At 71.5% G+C, this 20,461-nt stretch carries 19 protein-coding genes; 12 read left to right on the top strand and 7 right to left on the bottom strand.

From position 1 onward, the window contains the following. Window positions 1–41: 41 nt before the first annotated feature. Entirely contained in the window at window positions 42–1,268 is a 1,227-nt protein-coding gene (locus ACXJMZ_RS19860) for an acyltransferase family protein (RefSeq protein ID WP_457031446.1), read from the bottom strand. Between the two features lie 348 nt (window positions 1,269–1,616). On the opposite strand from ACXJMZ_RS19860, the gene ACXJMZ_RS19855 reads away from it, so the two are divergent. Further along, window positions 1,617–2,750, top strand: a complete 1,134-nt coding sequence (locus tag ACXJMZ_RS19855) for a choice-of-anchor A family protein (RefSeq protein ID WP_457031392.1) — start codon at window positions 1,617–1,619, stop codon at window positions 2,748–2,750. A gap of 11 nt (window positions 2,751–2,761) precedes the next feature. Here ACXJMZ_RS19855 and ACXJMZ_RS19850 read toward each other — a convergent pair whose 3' ends face one another. Beyond that, complete coding sequence (locus ACXJMZ_RS19850) at window positions 2,762–3,526, bottom strand: ABC transporter permease (protein WP_457031391.1); 765 nt, start codon at window positions 3,524–3,526, stop codon at window positions 2,762–2,764. Continuing rightward, window positions 3,523–4,446: an ABC transporter ATP-binding protein gene (locus tag ACXJMZ_RS19845; RefSeq protein ID WP_457031390.1), complete on the bottom strand. Its 924-nt coding sequence runs from the start codon at window positions 4,444–4,446 to the stop codon at window positions 3,523–3,525. Before ACXJMZ_RS19845 ends, ACXJMZ_RS19850 begins: the two co-directional genes overlap by 4 nt. A 167-nt stretch (window positions 4,447–4,613) precedes the next feature. Here ACXJMZ_RS19845 and ACXJMZ_RS19840 point away from each other — a divergent pair, with 167 nt between their 5' ends. The 8 genes from ACXJMZ_RS19840 to ACXJMZ_RS19805 are packed head-to-tail and all read left to right on the top strand — an operon-like array spanning window position 4,614 to window position 11,399. Then, window positions 4,614–5,462 (top strand): helix-turn-helix transcriptional regulator, encoded by an 849-nt coding sequence (locus ACXJMZ_RS19840; protein ID WP_457031389.1) that lies wholly within the window; start codon window positions 4,614–4,616, stop codon window positions 5,460–5,462. Continuing rightward, window positions 5,459–6,874: a Fe-S cluster assembly protein SufB gene (sufB, locus tag ACXJMZ_RS19835; protein ID WP_457031388.1), complete on the top strand. Its 1,416-nt coding sequence runs from the start codon at window positions 5,459–5,461 to the stop codon at window positions 6,872–6,874. Before ACXJMZ_RS19840 ends, sufB begins: the two co-directional genes overlap by 4 nt. 54 nt (window positions 6,875–6,928) lie before the next feature. Further along, window positions 6,929–8,161 (top strand): Fe-S cluster assembly protein SufD, encoded by a 1,233-nt coding sequence (gene sufD, locus ACXJMZ_RS19830; RefSeq protein WP_457031387.1) that lies wholly within the window; start codon window positions 6,929–6,931, stop codon window positions 8,159–8,161. 4 nt (window positions 8,162–8,165) lie between these two features. After that, window positions 8,166–8,483 carry a bifunctional 3-phenylpropionate/cinnamic acid dioxygenase ferredoxin subunit gene (locus ACXJMZ_RS19825; protein WP_457031386.1) on the top strand — a complete coding sequence of 106 codons (318 nt, stop codon included), beginning with the start codon at window positions 8,166–8,168 and terminating at the stop codon, window positions 8,481–8,483. A 6-nt stretch (window positions 8,484–8,489) separates the two neighbouring features. Beyond that, a complete protein-coding gene (sufC, locus tag ACXJMZ_RS19820) occupies window positions 8,490–9,254 on the top strand; it encodes a Fe-S cluster assembly ATPase SufC (RefSeq protein ID WP_457031385.1) in 765 nt (254 codons plus the stop codon). Window positions 9,255–9,271: 17 nt separating this feature from the next. Beyond that, window positions 9,272–10,522, top strand: a complete 1,251-nt coding sequence (locus ACXJMZ_RS19815) for a cysteine desulfurase (protein WP_457031445.1) — start codon at window positions 9,272–9,274, stop codon at window positions 10,520–10,522. Between the two features lie 14 nt (window positions 10,523–10,536). Continuing rightward, the gene (sufU, locus tag ACXJMZ_RS19810) at window positions 10,537–10,983 is read left to right on the top strand and encodes a Fe-S cluster assembly sulfur transfer protein SufU (protein ID WP_457031384.1); all 447 of its coding nucleotides are present in this window, start codon (window positions 10,537–10,539) and stop codon (window positions 10,981–10,983) included. A 20-nt stretch (window positions 10,984–11,003) separates the two neighbouring features. Beyond that, complete coding sequence (locus tag ACXJMZ_RS19805; protein WP_457031383.1) at window positions 11,004–11,399, top strand: metal-sulfur cluster assembly factor; 396 nt, start codon at window positions 11,004–11,006, stop codon at window positions 11,397–11,399. A 62-nt stretch (window positions 11,400–11,461) separates the two neighbouring features. On the opposite strand, the gene ACXJMZ_RS19800 is transcribed toward ACXJMZ_RS19805, so the two are convergent. Then, window positions 11,462–12,787 carry an MFS transporter gene (locus ACXJMZ_RS19800; protein ID WP_457031382.1) on the bottom strand — a complete coding sequence of 442 codons (1,326 nt, stop codon included), beginning with the start codon at window positions 12,785–12,787 and terminating at the stop codon, window positions 11,462–11,464. Between the two features lie 368 nt (window positions 12,788–13,155). On the opposite strand from ACXJMZ_RS19800, the gene ACXJMZ_RS19795 reads away from it, so the two are divergent. Further along, window positions 13,156–14,751, top strand: a complete 1,596-nt coding sequence (locus ACXJMZ_RS19795) for a hypothetical protein (RefSeq protein WP_457031381.1) — start codon at window positions 13,156–13,158, stop codon at window positions 14,749–14,751. A gap of 7 nt (window positions 14,752–14,758) precedes the next feature. On the opposite strand, the gene ACXJMZ_RS19790 is transcribed toward ACXJMZ_RS19795, so the two are convergent. Both ACXJMZ_RS19790 and ACXJMZ_RS19785 read right to left on the bottom strand, forming a co-directional pair. After that, entirely contained in the window at window positions 14,759–15,211 is a 453-nt protein-coding gene (locus tag ACXJMZ_RS19790; RefSeq protein WP_457031380.1) for an SRPBCC family protein, read from the bottom strand. A gap of 10 nt (window positions 15,212–15,221) precedes the next feature. Continuing rightward, window positions 15,222–15,668 (bottom strand): VOC family protein, encoded by a 447-nt coding sequence (locus ACXJMZ_RS19785; RefSeq protein WP_457031379.1) that lies wholly within the window; start codon window positions 15,666–15,668, stop codon window positions 15,222–15,224. A gap of 203 nt (window positions 15,669–15,871) precedes the next feature. On the opposite strand from ACXJMZ_RS19785, the gene ACXJMZ_RS19780 reads away from it, so the two are divergent. Then, a complete protein-coding gene (locus ACXJMZ_RS19780) occupies window positions 15,872–17,047 on the top strand; it encodes a hypothetical protein (RefSeq protein ID WP_457031378.1) in 1,176 nt (391 codons plus the stop codon). A 201-nt stretch (window positions 17,048–17,248) separates the two neighbouring features. After that, window positions 17,249–18,580, top strand: a complete 1,332-nt coding sequence (locus ACXJMZ_RS19775) for an alkaline phosphatase PhoX (RefSeq protein WP_457031377.1) — start codon at window positions 17,249–17,251, stop codon at window positions 18,578–18,580. A 76-nt stretch (window positions 18,581–18,656) separates the two neighbouring features. On the opposite strand, the gene ACXJMZ_RS19770 is transcribed toward ACXJMZ_RS19775, so the two are convergent. Further along, entirely contained in the window at window positions 18,657–20,279 is a 1,623-nt protein-coding gene (locus tag ACXJMZ_RS19770) for a PucR family transcriptional regulator (protein WP_457031376.1), read from the bottom strand. Window positions 20,280–20,461 lie beyond the last annotated feature (182 nt).

Raw genomic sequence — 20,461 nt, 5'->3', positions numbered from 1 at the left:
CGCCTTACAGATGATCAATGCGCACCCCCTCCGCTGCCGTCCTACCCGGCGCGGCGGCGGCCCTTGATCCGGCGGGGCCAGGGGAAGAGGCGGGGTGGGCGGCCGGCGGCGAGATCCTCGATCCAGCCGAAGATCAGTACGAACAGGGCGATCAGTGGCAGTGCGACCAGCAGCTGGGGATAGGGGGTTCTCAGTAGCCAGGCCAGGTGGCCGGACGCCCAGTCGCTGCGCCAGGCCAGGTCGACGATCGGGACCGAGAGCTCCAGGGCCACGGTGTGCCAGAGGTAGACGCTCACCGCCCGGGCGTTGAGCAGGCTGATCAGGCCGTTCCAGCGTTGCAGCGGGCCCGGCCAGTTCTGCCAGGACGGGCTCAGGTGGAGCAGCAGCAGGACGAAGCCGAAGGACCAGACGGCCTGCGCGATCGGCACGCTCTCCAGGTCGCCGACCTCGGTGGGGTCGAGCGCCGGGCGGCTGGACAGCCACCACCAGCCGGCCAGCATCACGAGGGGGGCGATCGAGGGCGCGACGTACTGCGGCAGCTTGCGCAGCAGGCCCTCCTGGTGGGCCATTCCGAGCACCCAGCAGGAGCCGAAGATGGTGAAGTCCGAGAAGGTCTCCCAGATCCGGCCGTCCTCCGGCAGCAGGCCGGAGCAGAGCGCCATGGCCAGCGGGGTGAAGATGGTGACCACCGGGAAGCGGCGCAGCGCCTTCAGCATCAGCGGCGAGAGCAGCACGTACCAGAGGTAGGCCCGCAGGTACCAGAGCGGCACCCCGACCTGGGTGGCCCAGCTGTGCTCCAGCAGACCGCCGAAGCCGGGCAGCGGGCCCTCGGCGAACGGCGGGGTGCTCAGCGGCAGGATCCAGAACGCCAGCTTGCCCCACCACCAGCCGGGGTGGCCCTCGGCGTTCGGGCCCCAGCCGTCCAGCAGGCTCAGGCCGATCGTGATGATGCCGAACAGCCAGAGCGGCGGCAGCAGCCGGCGCAGTCGGTCACGGATCACGGTGAGCGCGGGGCGGCTCAGCGAACGGGCCATCAGCGAGCCGGCCAGCGCGAACATCACGCCCATCGAGGGGAAGACCAGCGGCAGCCAGGCCCAGCTGAAGTTGTGGTAGATCACCACGCGGAACAGCGCCAGCGCGCGCAGCAGGTCCAGGTAGCGGTCCCGGCCGCCCGAGCGGGGCCTGGGGGCGGGCGGCGGATCGGTCGTGAGCTGCTCGGGCGCGAGCTGCGGCTCCGGCTGCCGGGGCAGCGGGACGCGCAGTTGCATGGTCTCGATGTGCTGCGGGAACGAGGACACGTCACACCTCCACTACGGGGCCGAGACCTCGCCGGTCAGTGCGGTGATCGAGGACTGGAACAGGACAGACTGCCGGGGGCCGACGGTAGTCGACCTGGACGACCTGATTCGGAGTCAATGTCCGTTCTGTGCTGGTCTGGCACAAGCTTGTAATCGGATCGAAATTACGTACACCGTTGCTAAGCGCTGGGCGTATCCCGAACGGAACGGGACGTACTGGCCAGAACGGGCATTGGTCTTGACCAATGCCCGTTCTGCTCGACAGAGTGCGCCCTGACCCATACCTGTTGGGCCGCACCTACAGCGGAGATCCTGCACATGCGCATATCCGTACCCGCCGCCGCGCTCGCGCTCGGTGGCTCCCTCGCTCTCGGCGCCCTGGTCGCCCCGACGGCCCTCGCGACCCCGGCTGCCGAGAACTGCCGCACCTTCGGGGTGGCCAACCTCTACGGCGAGTTCGTCGAGGGGGACGACACCCACACCCCCGACGCCGAGGGCGCGGTCGCGATCGGTGGCAACGCCGACTTCACCGGCGGTTTCTCGGTCGGCAACGAACTGACGGCCGACCAGGTCGCCAAGCTCCCGGGCGGCAACGCCCTGGTGGTCGGCGGCAACCTGACCGGCAACGTCCAGGTGATGAAGGGCGACGGCGTCTACGCCGGCAAGCTCACCGGCAAGGCCGAGGCGCACGCGGGCAAGGTCGTCCAGGGCCCGTCCCCGATCGACTTCGCGGCGGAGTTCGCCAAGCTGCGGTCACTCTCCGCCGAGCTGGTCAAGCCCGGTGCGGGGACGATGGCCTTGGACGGCACCAAGCTCACCCTGACCGGTACGGACGCGACGCTGAACAGCTTCGTCCTCCCGAAGCACATGCTCACCGGGGCCAAGGAGTTCTACCTCAAGGTGCCGGTCGGCTCCGTGACGGTGGTCAGCTCGGTGGAAGACTCCTACGACCAGGACCAGGCCGGTACCACCGGCTTCTTCCTCTGGGACGAGGCCGCCAAGAAGTACGTGAACGACGACAAGCAGCAGAGCGCGGCCGGTGGCCAGATCCGGGCCAAGCTGCTGTGGAACTTCCCGAACGCCACCAAGGTGACCAAGAAGAGCGGCAACGCCTGGCCGGGCAGTGTGCTCGCCCCGAACGCCGCCTTCGACCTCGGCAGCGGCGGCCCGGTGAACGGCTCGGTGATCGCCAGGTCGCTGACCGGCAAGGGCGGCGCGGAGACCCACCACTACCCGTTCACCGGCTGCCTGCCGGCCACCACCGTGGTGACCACCCCGCCGACCACCCCGGCGCCGAGCACCAGCGGCACGCCGTCCGGCAGCCCGTCCGCGAGCACCAGCGGCAAGCCCGCCCCGAGGCTGGTGCTCGCGGACGGGCTGCCGGACGGCGTGCCGCTGGTGCTCGGCGCCGGTGTCGGCATCGCGGTGGCCGTCCGCCGCCGCTCGCGCTAGCCGGCGCTCAGTCACTCCCAGCGGAAGAACCGGGCCGCCAGGCCCAGACCGACCGCTGCCCAGGCGCCGAGGATGCCCAGGTCCGCCCAGGGCATCCCGGCGCCGTTCTGCAGGACGGCCCGCAGGCCGTCCGAGAGCGCGCTGATCGGCAGCAGCTCCAGCACCGGCTGGACCGCCGCCGGGAACTTCGACAGCGGGACGACCACGCCGCCCGCCAGCAGCAGCAGGACGAAGACCAGGTTGGCGGCGGCCAGCGTGGCCTCCGCCTTGAGGGTGCCCGCCATCAGCAGCCCGAGGCCGGAGAACGCGGCCGTGCCCAGTACCAGCAGCGCCGCCACCGCGAGCGGGCTGCCCTGCGGCGACCAGCCGAGGCCGAGCGCGATCACCGCGAGCAGCGTCACCTGGAGCAGCTCGGTGACCAGCACGCAGCCGGTCTTCGCGGTCAGCAGCGCCCAGCGCGGCAGCGGCGAGGCGCCGAGCCGCTTGAGCACGCCGTACCGCCGCTCGAAGCCGGTGGCGATCGCCTGCCCGGTGAACGCGGTGGACATCACCGCCAGCGCCAGCAGCCCCGGCGCCAGGAAGTCGACCCGCTTGCCGGGCCCCGTCACGTCGACCACGTCCACGGCGCTGAACAGCACCAGCAGCACGGTCGGGATCACCACGGTGAGCAGCAGCTGCTCACCGTTGCGCAGCAGCATCTTCGTCTCGAACGCGGTCTGCGCCAGCAGCATCCGGCCGACCGGCGCGGCGCCGGGCCTGGGTTCGTACGTGGTCATCGGAGCTCCCGGCCGGTCAGTTCGAGGAAGACGTCTTCGAGGCTGCGCCGACGCACCGTCAGGCGCTCGGGCAGCACCCCGACCGAGGCGCACCAGGCGGTGACGGTGGCGAGCAGGGCCGGGTCGAGCGGGGCGTCCACCCGGTACGAGCCGGGGCTCGGCTCGGTGGCCGCGGCGCCGTCCGGCAGCACCTTGTGCAGCGAACCGAGGTCGAGCCCGGCCGGGCCGTCGAAGTGCAGGCTGCTCTCCGAGCCGCCCCGGCAGAGCTCCTCGACGCTGCCCTCGGCGATCACCTTTCCGCCGTCCACGACGGCCACCCGGTCGGCCAGTTGCTCGGCCTCGTCCAGGTGATGGGTGGTCAGCACCACGGTGACGCCGTCCCGGCGCAGGTCGCGGACCAGCTCCCAGGTGGCCCGGCGAGCCTGCGGGTCGAGCCCGGCGGTGGGCTCGTCCAGGAAGACCAGCTCGGGCCGGCCGACCACGGCCATCGCCATCGCCAGCCGCTGCTGCTGGCCGCCGGAGAGCCGGCGGTAGGCGGTCCGGCCGCAGGAGCCGAGGCCGAGCCGTTCCACCAGCGCGTCCACGTCCAGCGGGTGGGCGTGCAGCTTCGCGGTGTGCCGGAGCATCTCGACCGCGCGGGCGCCGGGGTAGACGCCGCCGGACTGGAGCATCACGCCGACCCGGGGCCGGAGCGCGGCGGCATCGGCGACCGGGTCGAGGCCGAGCACCCGGACCGTCCCCGCGTCCGGGCGGCGGAAGCCCTCGCAGGTCTCGATCGTGGTGGTCTTCCCGGCGCCGTTCGGCCCGAGCACGGCGGTCACGGTGCCGCGCGCGATGGTCAGGTCCAGCCCGTCCACCGCCGTCTTCGGCCCGTACCGCTTCACCAGGCCGGTCACCTCGACCGCAGGTTCGCTATCCATGCCCCGGAGTCTATGAGGCGACCCCTACCACCCCTGCCGTGGGCCAGGTTGATCGTTTGCGCAGGTCAGGCAAGAAGTGAGGTAAGCCTTGCCTGCGTGATTGACGCCACCGATGCGTCGTGGATCACGGGTTGTCGCCACGGAATGAATTACGCAACAATCGTGTTGTGAAATACATGCGCGAGTATGCCCAGCTGCCGGAGGCCGAGTCGGCCCCCGGTTCTGTGCTGCCCGCAGCCGAGGGGGACGGCCACCGCGCCACCCGGGACAGGGTCGCCCGGTCGATCCTCGACCACGGCCCCTCCTCTGCCGCAGACCTGGCCACCCGGCTCGGTCTGACCTCCGCCGCCGTCCGCCGGCACCTGGACGGTCTGGCCGCCGCAGGTCTGGTCGACGCCCGTGAACAGCGGGTCTACGGCAGCCGCGGGCGCGGCCGCCCGGCCAAGGTCTTCGCGCTCACCGAGTCCGGCCGGGACGCCTTCTACCAGGCCTACGACCAGCTCGCGGCCGACGCGCTGCGCTGGATCTCCGAGGCGGTCGGCGGCGGCAAGGCGGGCGAGGAGGCGGTCACCGCCTTCGCCCGGGCCCGGTTCGGGCGCCAGGGCGACCGCTACCGCGACGCGCTGGAGCAGGCCGGGGCGGAGTCCCGCACCGAGGCACTCGCGCAGGCGCTGAGTGCCGACGGGTACGCTGCAACCGTGCGGCGAGTGCCCTCGGGAGCCTCTCCGGCGGCCCCGGTCGGCGCCCAACTCTGTCAGCACCACTGCCCGGTCGCGCACATCGCCGAGCAGTTCCCACAGCTCTGCGAGGCGGAGACCGAGGTCTTCTCCCAGCTCCTGGGCACCCATGTGCAAAGGCTGGCCACCATCGCCCACGGCGACGGGGTCTGCACCACCTATGTGCCGGCACCCGGTGCCGCATCGTCAGCAGGCGTCCGCCCGCTGCCCGGTGCAGTGCCGACTGCCGGTACGTCTACTCCATCCGAACCTGCGTCCGCGCGGAGGAACCTCGCATGACTGACACCGTTTCGCACCCCGAGCTCGATGGTCTGGGCACCTACGAGTACGGCTGGTCCGACCCGGACGCCGCCGGTGCCGCCGCAAAGCGCGGGCTGAGCGAGGAGGTCGTCCGCGACATCTCGGCGAAGAAGTCCGAGACGGAGTGGATGCTCAACCTGCGTCTCAAGGGCCTGAAGCTGTTCGGCAAGAAGCCCATGCCGACCTGGGGCTCGGACCTCACCGGCATCGACTTCGACAACATCAAGTACTTCGTCCGCTCCACCGAGAAGCAGGCCGAGTCCTGGGAGGACCTGCCCGCCGACATCAAGGCGACGTACGACAAGCTCGGCATCCCGGAGGCGGAGAAGCAGCGCCTGGTCGCCGGTGTCGCGGCTCAGTACGAGTCCGAGGTGGTGTACCACCAGATCAACGAAGAGCTCGAGGCTCAGGGTGTGATCTTCATGGACACCGACACGGCGCTCAAGGAGCACCCGGAGCTCTTCAAGGAGTACTTCGGCACCGTCATCCCGACCGGTGACAACAAGTTCGCCGCGCTGAACACGGCGGTCTGGTCCGGCGGCTCGTTCATCTACGTGCCGAAGGGCGTGCACGTCGAGATCCCGCTGCAGGCCTACTTCCGGATCAACACCGAGAACATGGGCCAGTTCGAGCGGACGCTGATCATCGTCGACGAGGACGCCTACGTCCACTACGTCGAGGGCTGCACCGCCCCGATCTACTCCTCGGACTCGCTGCACAGCGCCGTGGTCGAGATCATCGTCAAGAAGGGTGGTCGTTGCCGCTATACGACCATCCAGAACTGGTCGAACAACGTCTACAACCTGGTCACCAAGCGCGCCGTGGCGTACGAGGGCGCGACCATGGAGTGGGTCGACGGCAACATCGGCTCCAAGGTCACCATGAAGTACCCGGCCGTCTACCTGATGGGTGAGCACGCCAAGGGCGAGACCCTGTCGATCGCCTTCGCGGGCGAGGGCCAGCACCAGGACGCCGGCGCCAAGATGGTGCACATGGCGCCGAACACCTCCTCCAACATCGTCTCCAAGTCGGTGGCGCGTGGCGGCGGCCGGACGTCGTACCGCGGTCTGATCGAGATCGGCGAGGGCTCCAAGGGCGCCAAGTCCAACGTGCTCTGCGACGCGCTGCTGGTCGACACCATCTCCCGCTCGGACACGTACCCGTACGTGGACGTCCGCGAGGACGACGTGTCGATGGGCCACGAGGCCACCGTCTCCAAGGTCAGCGAGGACCAGCTCTTCTACCTGATGAGCCGTGGCATGACCGAGTTCGAGGCGATGGCGATGATCGTCCGTGGCTTTGTCGAGCCGATCGCGCGTGAGCTGCCGATGGAGTACGCGCTGGAGCTCAACCGGCTGATCGAGCTGCAGATGGAGGGCTCCGTCGGCTGACGCCAGCCGCTCGAGGTCCAGTCCGTTTTCCAGAAAGAGAGCACTACGACAGCTATGGCTGACGTTCAGAACACCACCGGCTCCACGACCGCCGGTTCGATCGAGGTCGGCACCGCCGGCGCCGGTGCGCAGCTGGCCGGTCCCGGTACCGGCCGGGCCACCGTGCAGCAGCCGATCGACGCCCGCGTCGCGGTCAAGCCCTCGTACGACGTGACCGACTTCCCGGTGCCGCACGGCCGCGAGGAGGACTGGCGGTTCACGCCGATGCACCGCCTCCTCGGCCTGCACGACGGCACCGCGGCCGACGGTGCGTCGGGTACCGACAAGGTCGAGCTCGGGCTGCCCGAGGGCGTCACCGCCGAGACCGTCGGCCGCGAGGACGCCCGGCTCGGCAAGGCCGGCAAGCCGGTCGACCGGGTCGCCGCGCAGGCGTACAGCGCCTTCACCCAGGCGCTGGTCGTCACGGTGCCCAAGGACACCGTGCTCACCGAGCCGGTGAAGATCGACGTGCACGGTGAGGGCGGCGTCGCCTTCGCCCACGTGCTGATCGAGGTCAAGCCGTTCGCCGAGGCGGTCGTGGTGCTCAACCACACCGGCACCGGCGTCCGCGCCGCCAACGTCGAGCTGCTGCTCGGCGACGGCGCCAAGCTCACCTTCGTCTCGATCCAGGACTGGGACCGGGACGCGGTGCACGCCGCCCAGCAGACCGCGCTGATCGGCCGGGACGCCTCGCTCAAGTCCGTCGTGGTCACCTTCGGCGGCGACCTGGTCCGGCTGCACCCGCGGGTCAACTACGCGGGCCCCGGCGGCGAGGCCGAGCTGTACGGCCTGTACTTCGCCGACGCCGGCCAGCACCTCGAGCACCGCCTGGTGATCGACCACGACACCCCGCACTGCCGGTCGAACGTGGTCTACAAGGGCGCCCTGCAGGGCCAGGACGCGCACGCGGTCTGGGTCGGCGACGTGCTGATCCGCGCCGCCGCCGAGGGCACCGACACCTACGAGCACAACCGCAACCTGGTGCTCACCGACGGCGCCCGGGTCGACTCGATCCCGAACCTGGAGATCGAGACCGGCGAGATCGTCGGTGCGGGCCACGCCTCCGCGACCGGCCGCTTCGACGACGAGCAGCTCTTCTACCTGCAGTCCCGTGGCATCCCGGCCGACGACGCCCGCCGTCTGGTGGTCCGCGGCTTCTTCGCCGAGCTGGTCCAGCAGATCGGCGTCGCCGAGATCCAGGACCAGCTCATGGAGAAGATCGAGGCCGAGCTGGAAGCGACGGTCTGACCCGATGACCTTTCTCCGAGCCTGCGCGCTGGCCGACTTGGCGGAGGACACTCCCAAGCGAGTCGAGCTGAACGGCGTCCCGGTCTCGATCGTCCGCACCGAGGGCGAGGTGTTCGCGATCAACGACATCTGCTCGCACGCGAACGTCTCGCTCTCCGAGGGCGAGGTCGAGGACTGCGCGATCGAGTGCTGGCTGCACGGCTCCAGCTTCGACCTGCGCAGCGGCAAGCCCTCGGGCCTGCCCGCGACCAAGCCGGTCCCCGTCTACCCCGTAAAGATCGAAGGGGACGATGTGCTCGTCTCCGTCAACCAGGAGTCCTGAGTACATATGGCAACGCTTGAAATCCGTGACCTGCACGTCTCCGTCGAGACCGAGAGCGGTCCCCGCGAGATCCTCAAGGGCGTCGACCTGACGGTCAAGCAGGGTGAGACCCACGCCATCATGGGCCCGAACGGCTCCGGCAAGTCCACCCTGGCGTACACGCTGGCCGGTCACCCGAAGTACACCGTCACCAGCGGCTCGGTGCTGCTGGACGGCGAGAACGTGCTGGAGATGACCGTCGACGAGCGCGCCCGGGCCGGCGTCTTCCTGGCCATGCAGTACCCGGTCGAGGTCCCCGGCGTCTCGGTCTCCAACTTCCTGCGCACCGCCGCGACCGCCATCCGCGGCGAGGCCCCCAAGCTGCGGACCTGGGTCAAGGAGGTCAAGGAGGCGATGGCCACCCTCCAGATGGACCCGGCCTTCGCCGAGCGCAACGTGAACGAGGGCTTCTCCGGCGGCGAGAAGAAGCGCCACGAGATCCTCCAGCTGGAGCTGCTCAAGCCGAAGATCGCGATCCTCGACGAGACCGACTCCGGCCTCGACGTCGACGCGCTCCGTCAGGTCTCCGAGGGCATCAACCGGGTCGCCTCCTCCGGCGAGGTGGGCACCCTGCTGGTGACCCACTACACCCGGATCCTGAAGTACATCAAGCCCGACTTCGTGCACGTCTTCTCGGCCGGCCGGATCGTCGAGTCCGGTGGCGCCGAGCTCGCCGACAAGCTGGAGAACGAGGGCTACGCGGCCTATGTGAAGGGTGGCGCTTCCGAGTGACAACCCATGACTCGGCGCTGGCCGAGGCACAGGAGTTCGGCGAGACGATCCGCAAGGACTTCCCGATCCTGCAGCGCGTGCTGCACGACGACAAGCCCCTGGTCTACCTGGACAACGCGGCGACCTCGCAGAAGCCCCAGCAGGTGCTCGACGCGCTGAACGGCTACTACGAGCGGCACAACGCCAACGTGCACCGCGGCGTGCACGTGCTGGCCGAAGAGGCCACGGCGCTGTACGAGGGCGCCCGCGACAAGGTCGCGGCGTTCATCAACGCGCCGAGCCGGGACGAGGTGATCTTCACCAAGAACGCCTCGGAGTCGCTCAACCTCGTTGCCAACATGCTGGGTTGGGCCGATGAGCCGTACCGCGTCGACGCCGACGCCGAGGTGGTCATCACCGAGATGGAGCACCACTCCAACATCGTGCCGTGGCAGCTGCTCTCGCAGCGCACCGGCGCGAAGCTGAAGTGGTTCGGCCTGACCGACGAGGGCCGGCTCGACCTGTCGAACATCAACGAGCTGATCACCGAGAAGACGAAGATCGTCTCCTTCACGCTGGTCTCCAACCTGATGGGCACGATCAACCCGGTCGAGGCCATCGTCCGGCGCGCCCAGGACGTCGGCGCGCTGGTGCTGATCGACGCCTCGCAGGCCGTCCCGCACATGGTGCTGGACGTGCAGGAGCTGGGCGCCGACTTCGTCGCCTTCACCGGCCACAAGATGCTGGGCCCGACGGGCATCGGCGTGCTGTGGGGCCGTCAGGAGCTGCTGGAGGACCTCCCGCCGTTCCTCGGTGGCGGCGAGATGATCGAGACCGTCACCATGGGCGCCTCGACCTACGCCCCGGCGCCGCACAAGTTCGAGGCGGGTACCCCGCCGATCGCCCAGGCGGTCGGGCTCGGTGCGGCCATCGACTACCTGTCGGCCATCGGCATGGACCGGATCGCCGCGCACGAGCACACCCTCACCGAGTACGCGGTGCAGCGGCTGCTCGAGGTCCCCGACCTGCGGATCATCGGCCCGCGCACGGCTGTCGACCGGGGTGCGGCGATCTCGTTCGTGCTCGGCGACATCCACCCGCACGATGTCGGCCAGGTGCTCGACGAGCAGGGCATCGCGGTCCGGGTCGGCCACCACTGCGCGCGGCCGGTCTGCCTGAGGTACGGAATTCCGGCGACCACCAGGGCGTCGTTCTACCTGTACTCGACGCCGGCCGATGTCGACGCACTGATCGACGGCCTGCACCACGTCCGGAACTTCTTCGGCTGAGGGGTGAGCGCGGAATGAAGCTCGACTCGATGTACCAGGAGATCATCCTGGAGCACTACAAGAACCCCCACGGCAAGGGGCTGCGGGACGGCGACGCCGAGGTGCACCACGTCAACCCGACCTGCGGCGACGAGATCACCCTGCGGGTGCGGCTCGACGGCGCAGTGGTGGCCGACGTCTCCTACGAGTCCCAGGGCTGTTCGATCAGCCAGGCCAGCGCCTCGGTGCTGAACGACCTGGTGGTCGGCAAGACCGTGGGCGAGGCGCAGGCGATCCAGGAGGCCTTCCTGGAGCTCATGCAGAGCAAGGGCAAGGGCGTCGGCGACGAGGACGTACTGGAGGACGCGGTCGCGTTCGCCGGTGTCTCCAAGTTCCCGGCCCGGGTCAAGTGCGCGCTGCTGAGCTGGATGGCCTGGAAGGACGCCACCGCCAAGGCGCTCGCCGAACACCCCGCCGTCTGACGACCTTTAAGGAAGCACTCATGAGCGACACCGAGACCGGCACGCCGGCCGAGGCGGCGGCGCCCTCGACCGAGGGCCCGACCGTGATCGTCGGCACCACGGCCGGCACCGTCTCCGTCGAGGACCTGACCGAGGCCCTGATGGACGTCGTCGACCCCGAGCTGGGCATCGACGTCGTCAACCTGGGCCTGATCTACGGCATCCACATCGACGCGTCCGACGTGGCCACCATCGACATGACCCTCACCTCGGCGGCCTGCCCGCTCACCGACGTGATCGAGGACCAGGCCAAGACCGCCACCGACGGCCTGGTCCAGGATCTCCGGATCAACTGGGTCTGGATGCCGCCGTGGGGCCCGGACAAGATCACCGACGACGGCCGCGACCAGCTCCGCGCGCTCGGCTTCAACGTCTGATCAGCCGTCACACAGCAGGGCCCGGCACTCCACCACGGAGTGCCGGGCCCTTGCCGTATGCCCTACCTGCTCTTGCGGAGCACCGCTCCGGCCAGACCGAGGCAGGCCAGGGCCGCGACGCAGACGAAGCCGCTGACGGCCGGGAGCAGGCCGTAGCGCTGGGTCAGGGCGCCGACGGCGACGATCGGGAGGGAGGAGCCGAGGTAGACGATCACCCAGAGGGTGGAGAGCTCGCTGCCGCGTCGCTCCGGGTTCATCGCGGCGACGGCGGTGGTGAAGAGCGAGCGGAAGGCCACGCCCTGGCAGCAGCCGCCGAGCACGCTGCCCAGGAAGAGCAGAGCCGGGGTGCCGGTGAAGAGCGCGGTGACCACCAGGGCCAGGCCGGCGGCCAGGCCGGCCATGCCGAGGGCGATCACCAGGCGGTCGGCGGTCGGCGGCACCAGCAGCTGGGCGGTGGCGGAGGAGCCGAGCAGCAGGGCGGCGACCACCGCGCCGGTCAGCGAGGAGGTGGTGTCCAGCAGCTTGGCGGAGAAGGCCGGGGCCAGGCTGAGGTAGACCCCGAAGACCGCGTACGAGACGAAGCCCGCGCCGGAGGCGAGCAGGAACTCGCGGCGGCCGGTGCGCGGCAGCCGCAGGCGCTGCGGGCGCAGGTGGGCGGGGGTGGTGATGCGCGGCGGTGCGGCGGGCGCACGTCGGCGTCCGGGCATCCGGGGGTGCACCAGGGCGAGCGGGACGCAGAGCGCCAGCAGCGCGATGGCGTGCAGCAGGAAGGGCGTCAGCAGCGGGTGCTCGCCGGAGGAGAGGGTGGCGCCGACCACCGGGCCCAGCGCCACGCCGCCGGCCGAGCAGGCCAGGGTGAGCTTGGCGGCCAGCGTCGGGTGGTCGGGCAGCAGGTCGCCGAGCGCGGCTCCGGCGGCGCCGGTGGCGAAGCCGACCGCGATGCCCTGGACGGCCCGGCCGAGGGCCAGTTGCCAGAAGCTGCCCGCGGTGGCGAACAGCACGTCGCCGCCGGCCGCCAGGGCCACGGCGGGCAGGATCATCGCGCGCCGTCCGAGGTGGTCGGACCAGTGGCCGACCGCGGCCAGCACCGGGACCAGGGCGAAGACGTACACGGTGAAGAGGATGGTGGTGTCGAGCGCGGTCAGGCCGAGCTGCCGCTGGAGCACCGGGTAGATCGGGGTGGCCAGGTTGGCGCCGATCAGCAGGAACAGCAGGGCGGCGGCCACCAGGCCGACCCGGATGCCGCGGAGCGCGTTCCAGCGGCTGATCGCGGCGAGCTGGAGCTGCGTGCGTGGTGCGAGCTCCAGGGGGAGCAGGGCCTCCGAGAGTCGGCGTCCTTCGAACTGTGCGGGGGACAGTCGGGCGCCGGCGGGGGAGAGGTCCGCCATGTCAGGGGTCTCCTGTGGCCGGGCACCACCGAGGGCCGGACCTGGCCGGGGGTGGTGGCCGAGACGGTGAGCCCTGGTGGGGCGGGGTGTGCGGGGCGGGCTTCGTTGCCCGATGGCCGGTACCAGGGTTGTGCACCGTTCCTGATGCAGGATACGTGGTCAGGGGCGTGCCCCAGGCCGGTCCCCGGTGTCGGCTGCGCCACGTCGGCAGGTGGCGGACGGACTGTGTCAGATGGGACGGCGACGCGGTGACTTCCGGCGTGCGGCTCCGGCAGGCGGTGGCCGGTACGGATACGCTGAGCTGATGGACCGCCACCCAGACGGTCCCTCGGGCAGTGACCACCGCCACCACGGGAGACCTCGCAACGATGTCCGGACCCAGCAGCAGCACCCCTGACAACCCGTCGGCCAGCTCCGGGTCGGACCGCGCGGCTGCCGAGCGCCTGCTGCCCGCCGACTACGACCTGGCCGACCTGTACGGCGCGTTCGCCGCGCACGGGCAGGACGAGGACGAGGACGACGCGGCGGTGCTGGTGCCCCCGATCCAGCTGCCCTCCGAGCGGGAGCTGGCCGAGGCCGCGCTCGCGGTGCCGCTGATCGCACAGGCGCTGAAGCTGGCCCGCTGGGCCGCTCCGCACCGCCCGGTGGACGAGTTCGGCGACCTGGTCGGCGAGGACCGGGCGCCGGCCGCCGAGCTGCTCGGTCTCGGGACGGGCGAGGATGCCGAGGTCGAGGCGATGCGGTCCTGGTCGCTGGCCTGCGACCTGGACCTGGTGGAGATCGGTACCACCGAGGCGGGCGAGCACGTGGCGATCCCGGGCCCGGACCTGGAGCCGGCCGAGGCGGGTGACGAGGAGACCGTGCTCGAGCTCTGGCTGACCGCCGCCGGGATCGTCCGGGAGCTGGCCACCGAGGCGGACTCGCTGGACCTGGCGGACGAGGAGGCCGAGGCCGAGGAGGACGACGAGGAGCGGCTCGCGGCGGTGGAGGAGTCCCGCAAGGCGGCGGCCGAGCTGCTGGACGAGGCGCTCCAGGTGCTCTACGAGACCACCGCCTTCGCCGAGCCGGGCGAGGAGACCGTGCCGCTGGGCGTGCTGGCCGCGCTGCTGGTGGTCCCGGAGGGCGAGGAGCCGGACGAGGAACTGCTCGGCGACATCACCGATCTGATGATCGCTCTGGACCCGATGCTGGGTGATCTGGCGGAGATGGGCCTGCTGGAGTACCAGCCGATCGACCCCGAGCTGTTCGAGGAGGAGGACTCCCCGGTCGGCGACGGCGAGCTGAGCGACGAGGAGTCGGCCCGCTTCGGGCTGGTCCGGCTGACCCCGCTGGGCCAGTACGGGGTCCGGCAGTGGCTGCTCGAGGAGGGCTACGACGCCCCGCTGGTGGGCGAGTTGGCGCAGGGCGACGCCGAGGCGCTGCTGCGTGCGGTCTCCGAGACCGCGAACGTGCTGCCCGAGCGCGAGGTGCTGGTCTGGCTGGCCGGACGTGACCCGGAGACCGCCGCGCGGGAGCTGCTGGCGGCCTCCCGGGGCACCGACCCGTACAGCCCGGTCCGGCGGCTGCTCAGCGTGCAGGCGCTGGAGACGATCGGCGAGGCGGCCCGCCCGGCCGCGGTCGAGGTGCTGGACGACCCGGAGCTGGGCGGGGCGGTCCGGGTCTGGCTGCGCGAGCAGGGCCAGGAGGTGACGGCACCGGAGCGCGGCATGGTGCTGTGGACGATGGTGGACGGCTTCGCGGCCCAGCTGCTGACCAGCGAGGGCGAGGCGGAGGTGCTGCACCGGCTGATCTCCGAGCTGCCGGTGACCGACAACCCGGCCAGCTACTTCGGCGAGCTGTGGCGGGTCAGGCACCCGTACACGGCGGACGTGCTGGAGGCGATCGGCGAGCTGCACCTGAACCGTACGGTGGCCAAGGAGGCCAGGAAGGCCGCGTTCAAGGCACGCTCGCAACAGAACGGCTGACGGCGGGTCAGGGCCCGGCCAGCAGCCGGCGGAGCCCGCGGTGGCCGCCGCGCATCATGGCCGCGTGGTTGGCCAGGAAGAGCGGGCGGGCGACCGGGGCCAGTCGGCGCATCAGCAGTTTGGCCGGGCGGACCTCCTCCTGGAAGACCGCCCGGCTGCCGGTGCCCTCGGGGTGGACCGTCCAGCGGGACCAGCCGACCAGGTCGCCGGTCAGGTCTGCGGTCAGGGTCAGGGTCAGGGCGGTCCCGTCCTGCTCGCGCTCGGTGGCGGTCAGCCGGAGCCGGTACGGCAGTACGGAGCGGATCAGCAGCTCGCCGCTGTGGTCGGTCAGCCGGTGCGCCGACCGGACCTGTGGCCACCACTTCGGGTACTGCTCGACGTCCTGGAGGGTGCGGTAGACCCGGGACGGCTCGGCGGTCAGCCGCCAGACCGAGGTCAGCAGATAGTGGTTGGCATCCACGGCCCGGAGCCTACGGCAGGTCGAGCTGGCCGCTCTCGGTGAACGGGAAGAACGGGTTGTGCGCCAGCTCCCAGAGGTGGCCGTCCGGGTCCTCGAAGTAGCCCGAGTAGCCGCCCCAGTCGGTGGCGGCCGGGGGCTTGACCACGGTGGCACCGGCCTCGATCGCGACCTTCAGAGCGGCGTCCACCTGTGCGGTGGACTCCAGATTCACCGCCAGGGTGACGCCGCGGAAGGACGGCTCGCCGATCGCCGGGACGCCCGCGTCGGCGGCCAGCTCCTCGGTGGGGAAGAGGCCGAGCGCCGAGTCGGCGGTGCGGAACCAGACGATGTTGTCGTTGGAGGCGGCGGAGCGGGACCAGCCGAGCGCCTGGTAGAAGGCGGTGCTGGCGGCCAGGTCGGTCACCCCGAGGGTGACGATGCTGATCCGGGCGGGGAAGGCCGGAGTGGCTGCGGTCATACCTCCCAGAGTAGGCAAGGCTACTGACAATCCGGGCCGGACGGGGCCGGGACGCCGGGCTGCCAACCGTACGAGCGAAGCTGATGGCCCAGCAGACCCCTGGCCCCGTATCGTGGGGCGGACGCGGCGCGGGGTGCCGGGCCAGGCCCGGTGCGGTGGGTCGTGAACGACGGTCAGGCGAGCACGCGGGGGTGCGGCAGAGGATGACGAGGCAGAACGCGACCAGGCCCCAGGAGCCCGAGGACTACTACGCCGACCACGAGGAGCACAGCCGTCAGGTGCTCGCGGACGCGGACTTCCCGGTGTACGGGGTCGACCGTTCGGAGCGCGGTCCTGGCCTGCACCGGGCCGACCCGGCGCGCGGCGACGAGAGCGCGCCCCGGCCGGCCCCCGATCCGCCGGAGGACAGCGACGCGCTCGCCGAGTACGAGGTGCAGAACGGCCGGGTGGGCTGGGTCGAGGTCCGCTCGGGCGACTGGAGTTCCGCCGAGGGCCCCTATGTGACGGTCCGTACCTACCGCCCCGGCGCCGAGCAGCGGCCGCTGCCGGAGCTGGAGGACGTGGTCGAGGACGAACGCGACCGGGTCTACGAGCAGTTGGAGATCGACGAGGGCGACGGCCCCGGCGCGGTCCGGGCGCTGCGCGAGTGGATCACGGTCGAGGGCGAGCCCCGGGCAGTGCAGATCCACGAGGACAGACGCCCCGAGGGCGACACCCCGGCCCCGGTCTGGGCGGGCCGGCTGCGGGTGGACGGCGTGACCGTCCAGGTGACCGGGCGCGGCGTCCCGCCGGGCGGGGTCGAGCTGCGCCGGATCGAGGACTTCGAGAAGTACGTGCTCGGCCGCACCGACCTGATGCGCAAGCTGGCCCGCCAGCAGGCCCAGCGGGCCATCCTGGAGGAGCGCGAACTCCCGCCGGTGGCAGGTCTCGAGGCGCACCGGGAGGTGGTCGAGCACGCGGTGCACGAGGCGGTGCTGCTGGCCGCGCAGGCCCGGGCCCGGCGGGTGCCGAGGCTGCCCCGGCGGCTGCGCGGCGAGGCGGGCGCGGTGCGCTGGGAGGCGGCTGTCCGGCAGCAGATGCGGCTGGCCTCGGAGACCAGGGACGAGGCGGGCGACGCGGTCACCGCGATGGTCAACCACCTGACCCGGCTGGCCCAGAACACCGACTGGGCGATCGGCACGCCGGAGGGCCAGGCCGCCGTCGAGGAGGTCATCCGGTTCACCGCGTTCGCCAGTGAGGTGCCCAGCCTGCCGGCCCAACGGGCTTGGGAGCGCCTCTGGTTGGGCGGCGCCCCGCGTACTCCGGGCACCGCACCGGTGACCGAGGAGGCCTGGCTGACGGCCTGGGAGCAGTGGCGGGTGGAGCGGGTCGAGCGCTGACGGGCCGTATCCGATCTGACGGTGTCCCGTCCGTTTGTTCGGATACGGTCCGCAAATCACCACCCGGTGGCGGTGTCGGGTTCACCTCGGGTTCATCGCGGGCGCGGAGTCTGCTGGTCGGCGGCGGCCCACCCCGCCGTCACCGAGTACGCCGTGGCCGGGAGCATCCGGACAGCGGCCCCACCTCTCAGGAGTGACTACATGTCGCTGTCCCGTCGGGACTTCGTCAACCGTTCCACCGCCATCGGGGCCGGCGTCCTGATCGCCGGCAGCGCCGAGGTGCTGGCGACCGCCCCCGGCGCCATCGCCGCGCCGTCCGGCGGCGAGGCCCCGGCGGCCGAGTCGGTCGAGGCGGCCCGCTGCGCCACCGGCTACGGCGAGCTGCTCCCGGACCCGGACGGCATCCTCGCGCTGCCCCGCGGCTTCCAGTACCAGGTGATCACCTACACCGGGAAGACCAAGCTGGTCACCGGTGAGAGCACCCCCAGCAACCACGACGGCACCGCGGCCTTCCAGGGCCCGCGTGGCGGCACCCTGCTGGTGAACAACCACGAGCTGCGCGGCCCGCGCTCCGACTGGCCGCACCCCGTCCCGCTGTTGGAGGGTCACGTCTACGACCCGGGCGCGGCCGGCGGCTGCACCGTGGTCGAGGTCCGCAAGAACGGCAAGGAGGTCAGGGAGTGGGTCGGCATCGCCGGCACCGCGACCAACTGCGCCGGTGGCGCGACTCCTTGGGGCACCTGGCTGAGTGGCGAGGAGACCGAGGACAAGGCCGGCAAGTACGGCTTCACCAAGGACCACGGCTACATCTTCGAGGTCGACCCGTACGACCAGGAGGCCAACCGCGACCCGAAGCCGGTCAAGGCCTTCGGCCGCTACCCGCACGAGGCCGTGGTGATCGACCCGCGGCGCGGTCACGCCTACCTCACCGAGGACGCCGCCGGCCCGAACGGCCTGCTCTACCGCTGGACCCCGCCGGCCGGCTTCAAGCACGGCAAGGGCAAGCTGCGCACCCTGGCCGACGACGCGGGCAAGCTGGAGGCCTTCAAGGTCTTCGACTCGCACGGCACCTTCGTCGACGACCTCTCCCGTGCCGTCAAGATCGGCACCACGTACGGCGTGGACTGGGTCAACGTCCCGGACCGCGACGCCAAGACGGTCTCCGTCCGCAAGCAGTTCAAGGACGGCGAGGTCACCCGCTCCCGCAAGCTCGAGGGCATGTGGTGGGGTGACGGCGGCTTCTACTTCGTCGCCAGCTTCGCCCGCACCGAGAGCCCGGTGCAGCACGACGGCCAGGTCTGGTTCTACGACCCGGCCCGACGCACCATCACCCTCAAGGTGCTGCTCGGCGTCAACACCGACGTGATGGGCGACCACGGCAACTACGACGGCCCGGACAACATCACCGTCTCCCCGTACGGCGGCCTGGTCATCGCCGAGGACGGCGAGGGCGTGTCGCACCTCTTCGGCACCACCGAGGACGGCCTCACCTACCCGATCGCCCGCAACGACCTGAACATCGGCACCCGGTAGCGCAGGGTGTTGGGGTGGATGTGCAGGGCGTCGGCCCCCCCCCCCCCCCCGCCCCGGCGGGGGGGCAGCCGTCGTTTCAGGCGTGCCCCTGGTCCGGCTCGGCCGGGAGCCGGAGCTGAAGCATCGCCAGCAGGCGCTGCTGGGGCTGGGCCAGGTCGATGCCGGTCAACTGCTCGGCCCGGCGCACCCGGTAGCGCAGGGTGTTGGGGTGGATGTGCAGGGCGTCGGCCGCCACCCGGACCTCGCCGAGCGCGTCCAGCCAGGCGAGCACCGACTCGGCCAGCCGGGTGCCGTGCCGCAGGTCGTACTCGCTGAGCGCGGTCAGCCGGGGGTCGCGCAGGCCGCCGCGCTCCTGGAGCAGCGCCAGCACCTCGCTCACCAGCACCTCGGCCTGCACGTCGATCAGCGCCGCGACCTCGGTGGCCACCCCGCCGCGCCCCATCGCGTCCAGGATCCGGTCGGCCTGGGCCCGGGACTCGGGCACCGCCGCCAGCCCGTCCACGGTCGAGCCGATCGCCGCCCGCAGCTGCACCCCGAGGTGCTCGCGGGCCGCCACCACCACCTCCTGCGCCCAGTCCCGGACGGTGACCATCGCCAGCCCGGCGGGCAGTTCGGGCAGCAGCACGTACACCCGGGAGTCGATCGGCGCGAGCAGCGCGGAGCGGTGCCTGGCGGCCGTGTGCACCGAGATCAGGCCGGTCACCTCGGCCCGGGTGAGCTCCAGGTCGGAGCCCTCGGAGGGCGAACTCGCCGCGTACGCCAGCACGGTGGCCGGGCGGCGGAGCTCCAGGCCGAGGTGGGTGGCCAGTGACTGCGGCCCGGTGGAGCCCTCCAGCAGGCCGGTCAGCAGGGTCTGGGTGAGCCGCACGTCGGCCGACAACTCCCGCCGCCGCCGCACCAGTTGGGCGGCCGCCACCCGGGCCGCGCCGACCAGTGCCTGGTCCGCCAGCGGGGCCAGCGGCCGGGCGCCCTCCTGGACCCAGATGGTGCCCAGCGGCTGCGCCCCGGCCCGGATGCCGATCGCCAGCCGGCGCCGGATGCCGAGCTCGGGGTGCGGGTCGATCCGGATCACCGTGTCCGAGCTGCGCAGGTGCTGGAAGATGCCCCACTCGCGAAGCTTGGACAGATACGGCTCGGGCCCCTGCCAGCCCAGGATGGAGAGCCGCCGCAGGTCGTCCACCTCGTCGCTGTCCGAGGAGCGCGAGTACGCCAGCACCCGGCTGGAGGTGTCCTCGATGCTGACGATCCCGCCGGTCAGTGCGGCCACCGTCTGGGCCAGCGAGAACAGGTCGCCGGTGTTGTACTCGCCGCTCTCCGGGGCGTCGGGGCCGGCGATGATCGCCCGGGCCAGTGAGTCCAGGTGCTCCCAGCGGGTCTCCCGCCGCACGCTCAGCAGCGCCACGCCCGCCTCGGTGGCCGCCTCGCGCAGCGCGTCCGCCTGGCCGGGGCCGTCCAGCTTCACCGCGACCGCCGCCGCCTTCGCCCGCCCGGCCGCCCGCAGCGCGGGCAGCGCGGCCCGGCCGCGGGCCCCGATCGCCAGCACCAGCTCGCCGGGCTGCGCGGTCGCCGGGTCCTCCGGATCCAGGATCGCCACGTCCCGGACCGGTACGTCCAGACCGGCCGGCGCGGCCTGCAACTCGACCAGCGGCTCGCCCAGCGCCATCAGCAGTTGGCGCAGCGGCAGCCCGGGGGTGGTCACCTGCGGCCTCCTCTTCCGGTGGGAACGGAACCGACTTTAGTCGCGTTCCGGACAGCTGTTCATCCGGTCCGACAACTCCGAACGGATGACTTTGGCCGCCCGGCCAATCTGCTGCATGGGGCGGGCGGGCTAGCGTTTCGTCATGGCCGGAGTGCGACCCTCACCGGCCTTCCCATGACGAG

It is taken from the genome of Kitasatospora sp. P5_F3 (assembly GCF_054049135.1).
Note: the sequence above shows the minus strand (reverse complement) of the source record. Positions and strands in the feature narration are given on the sequence as shown.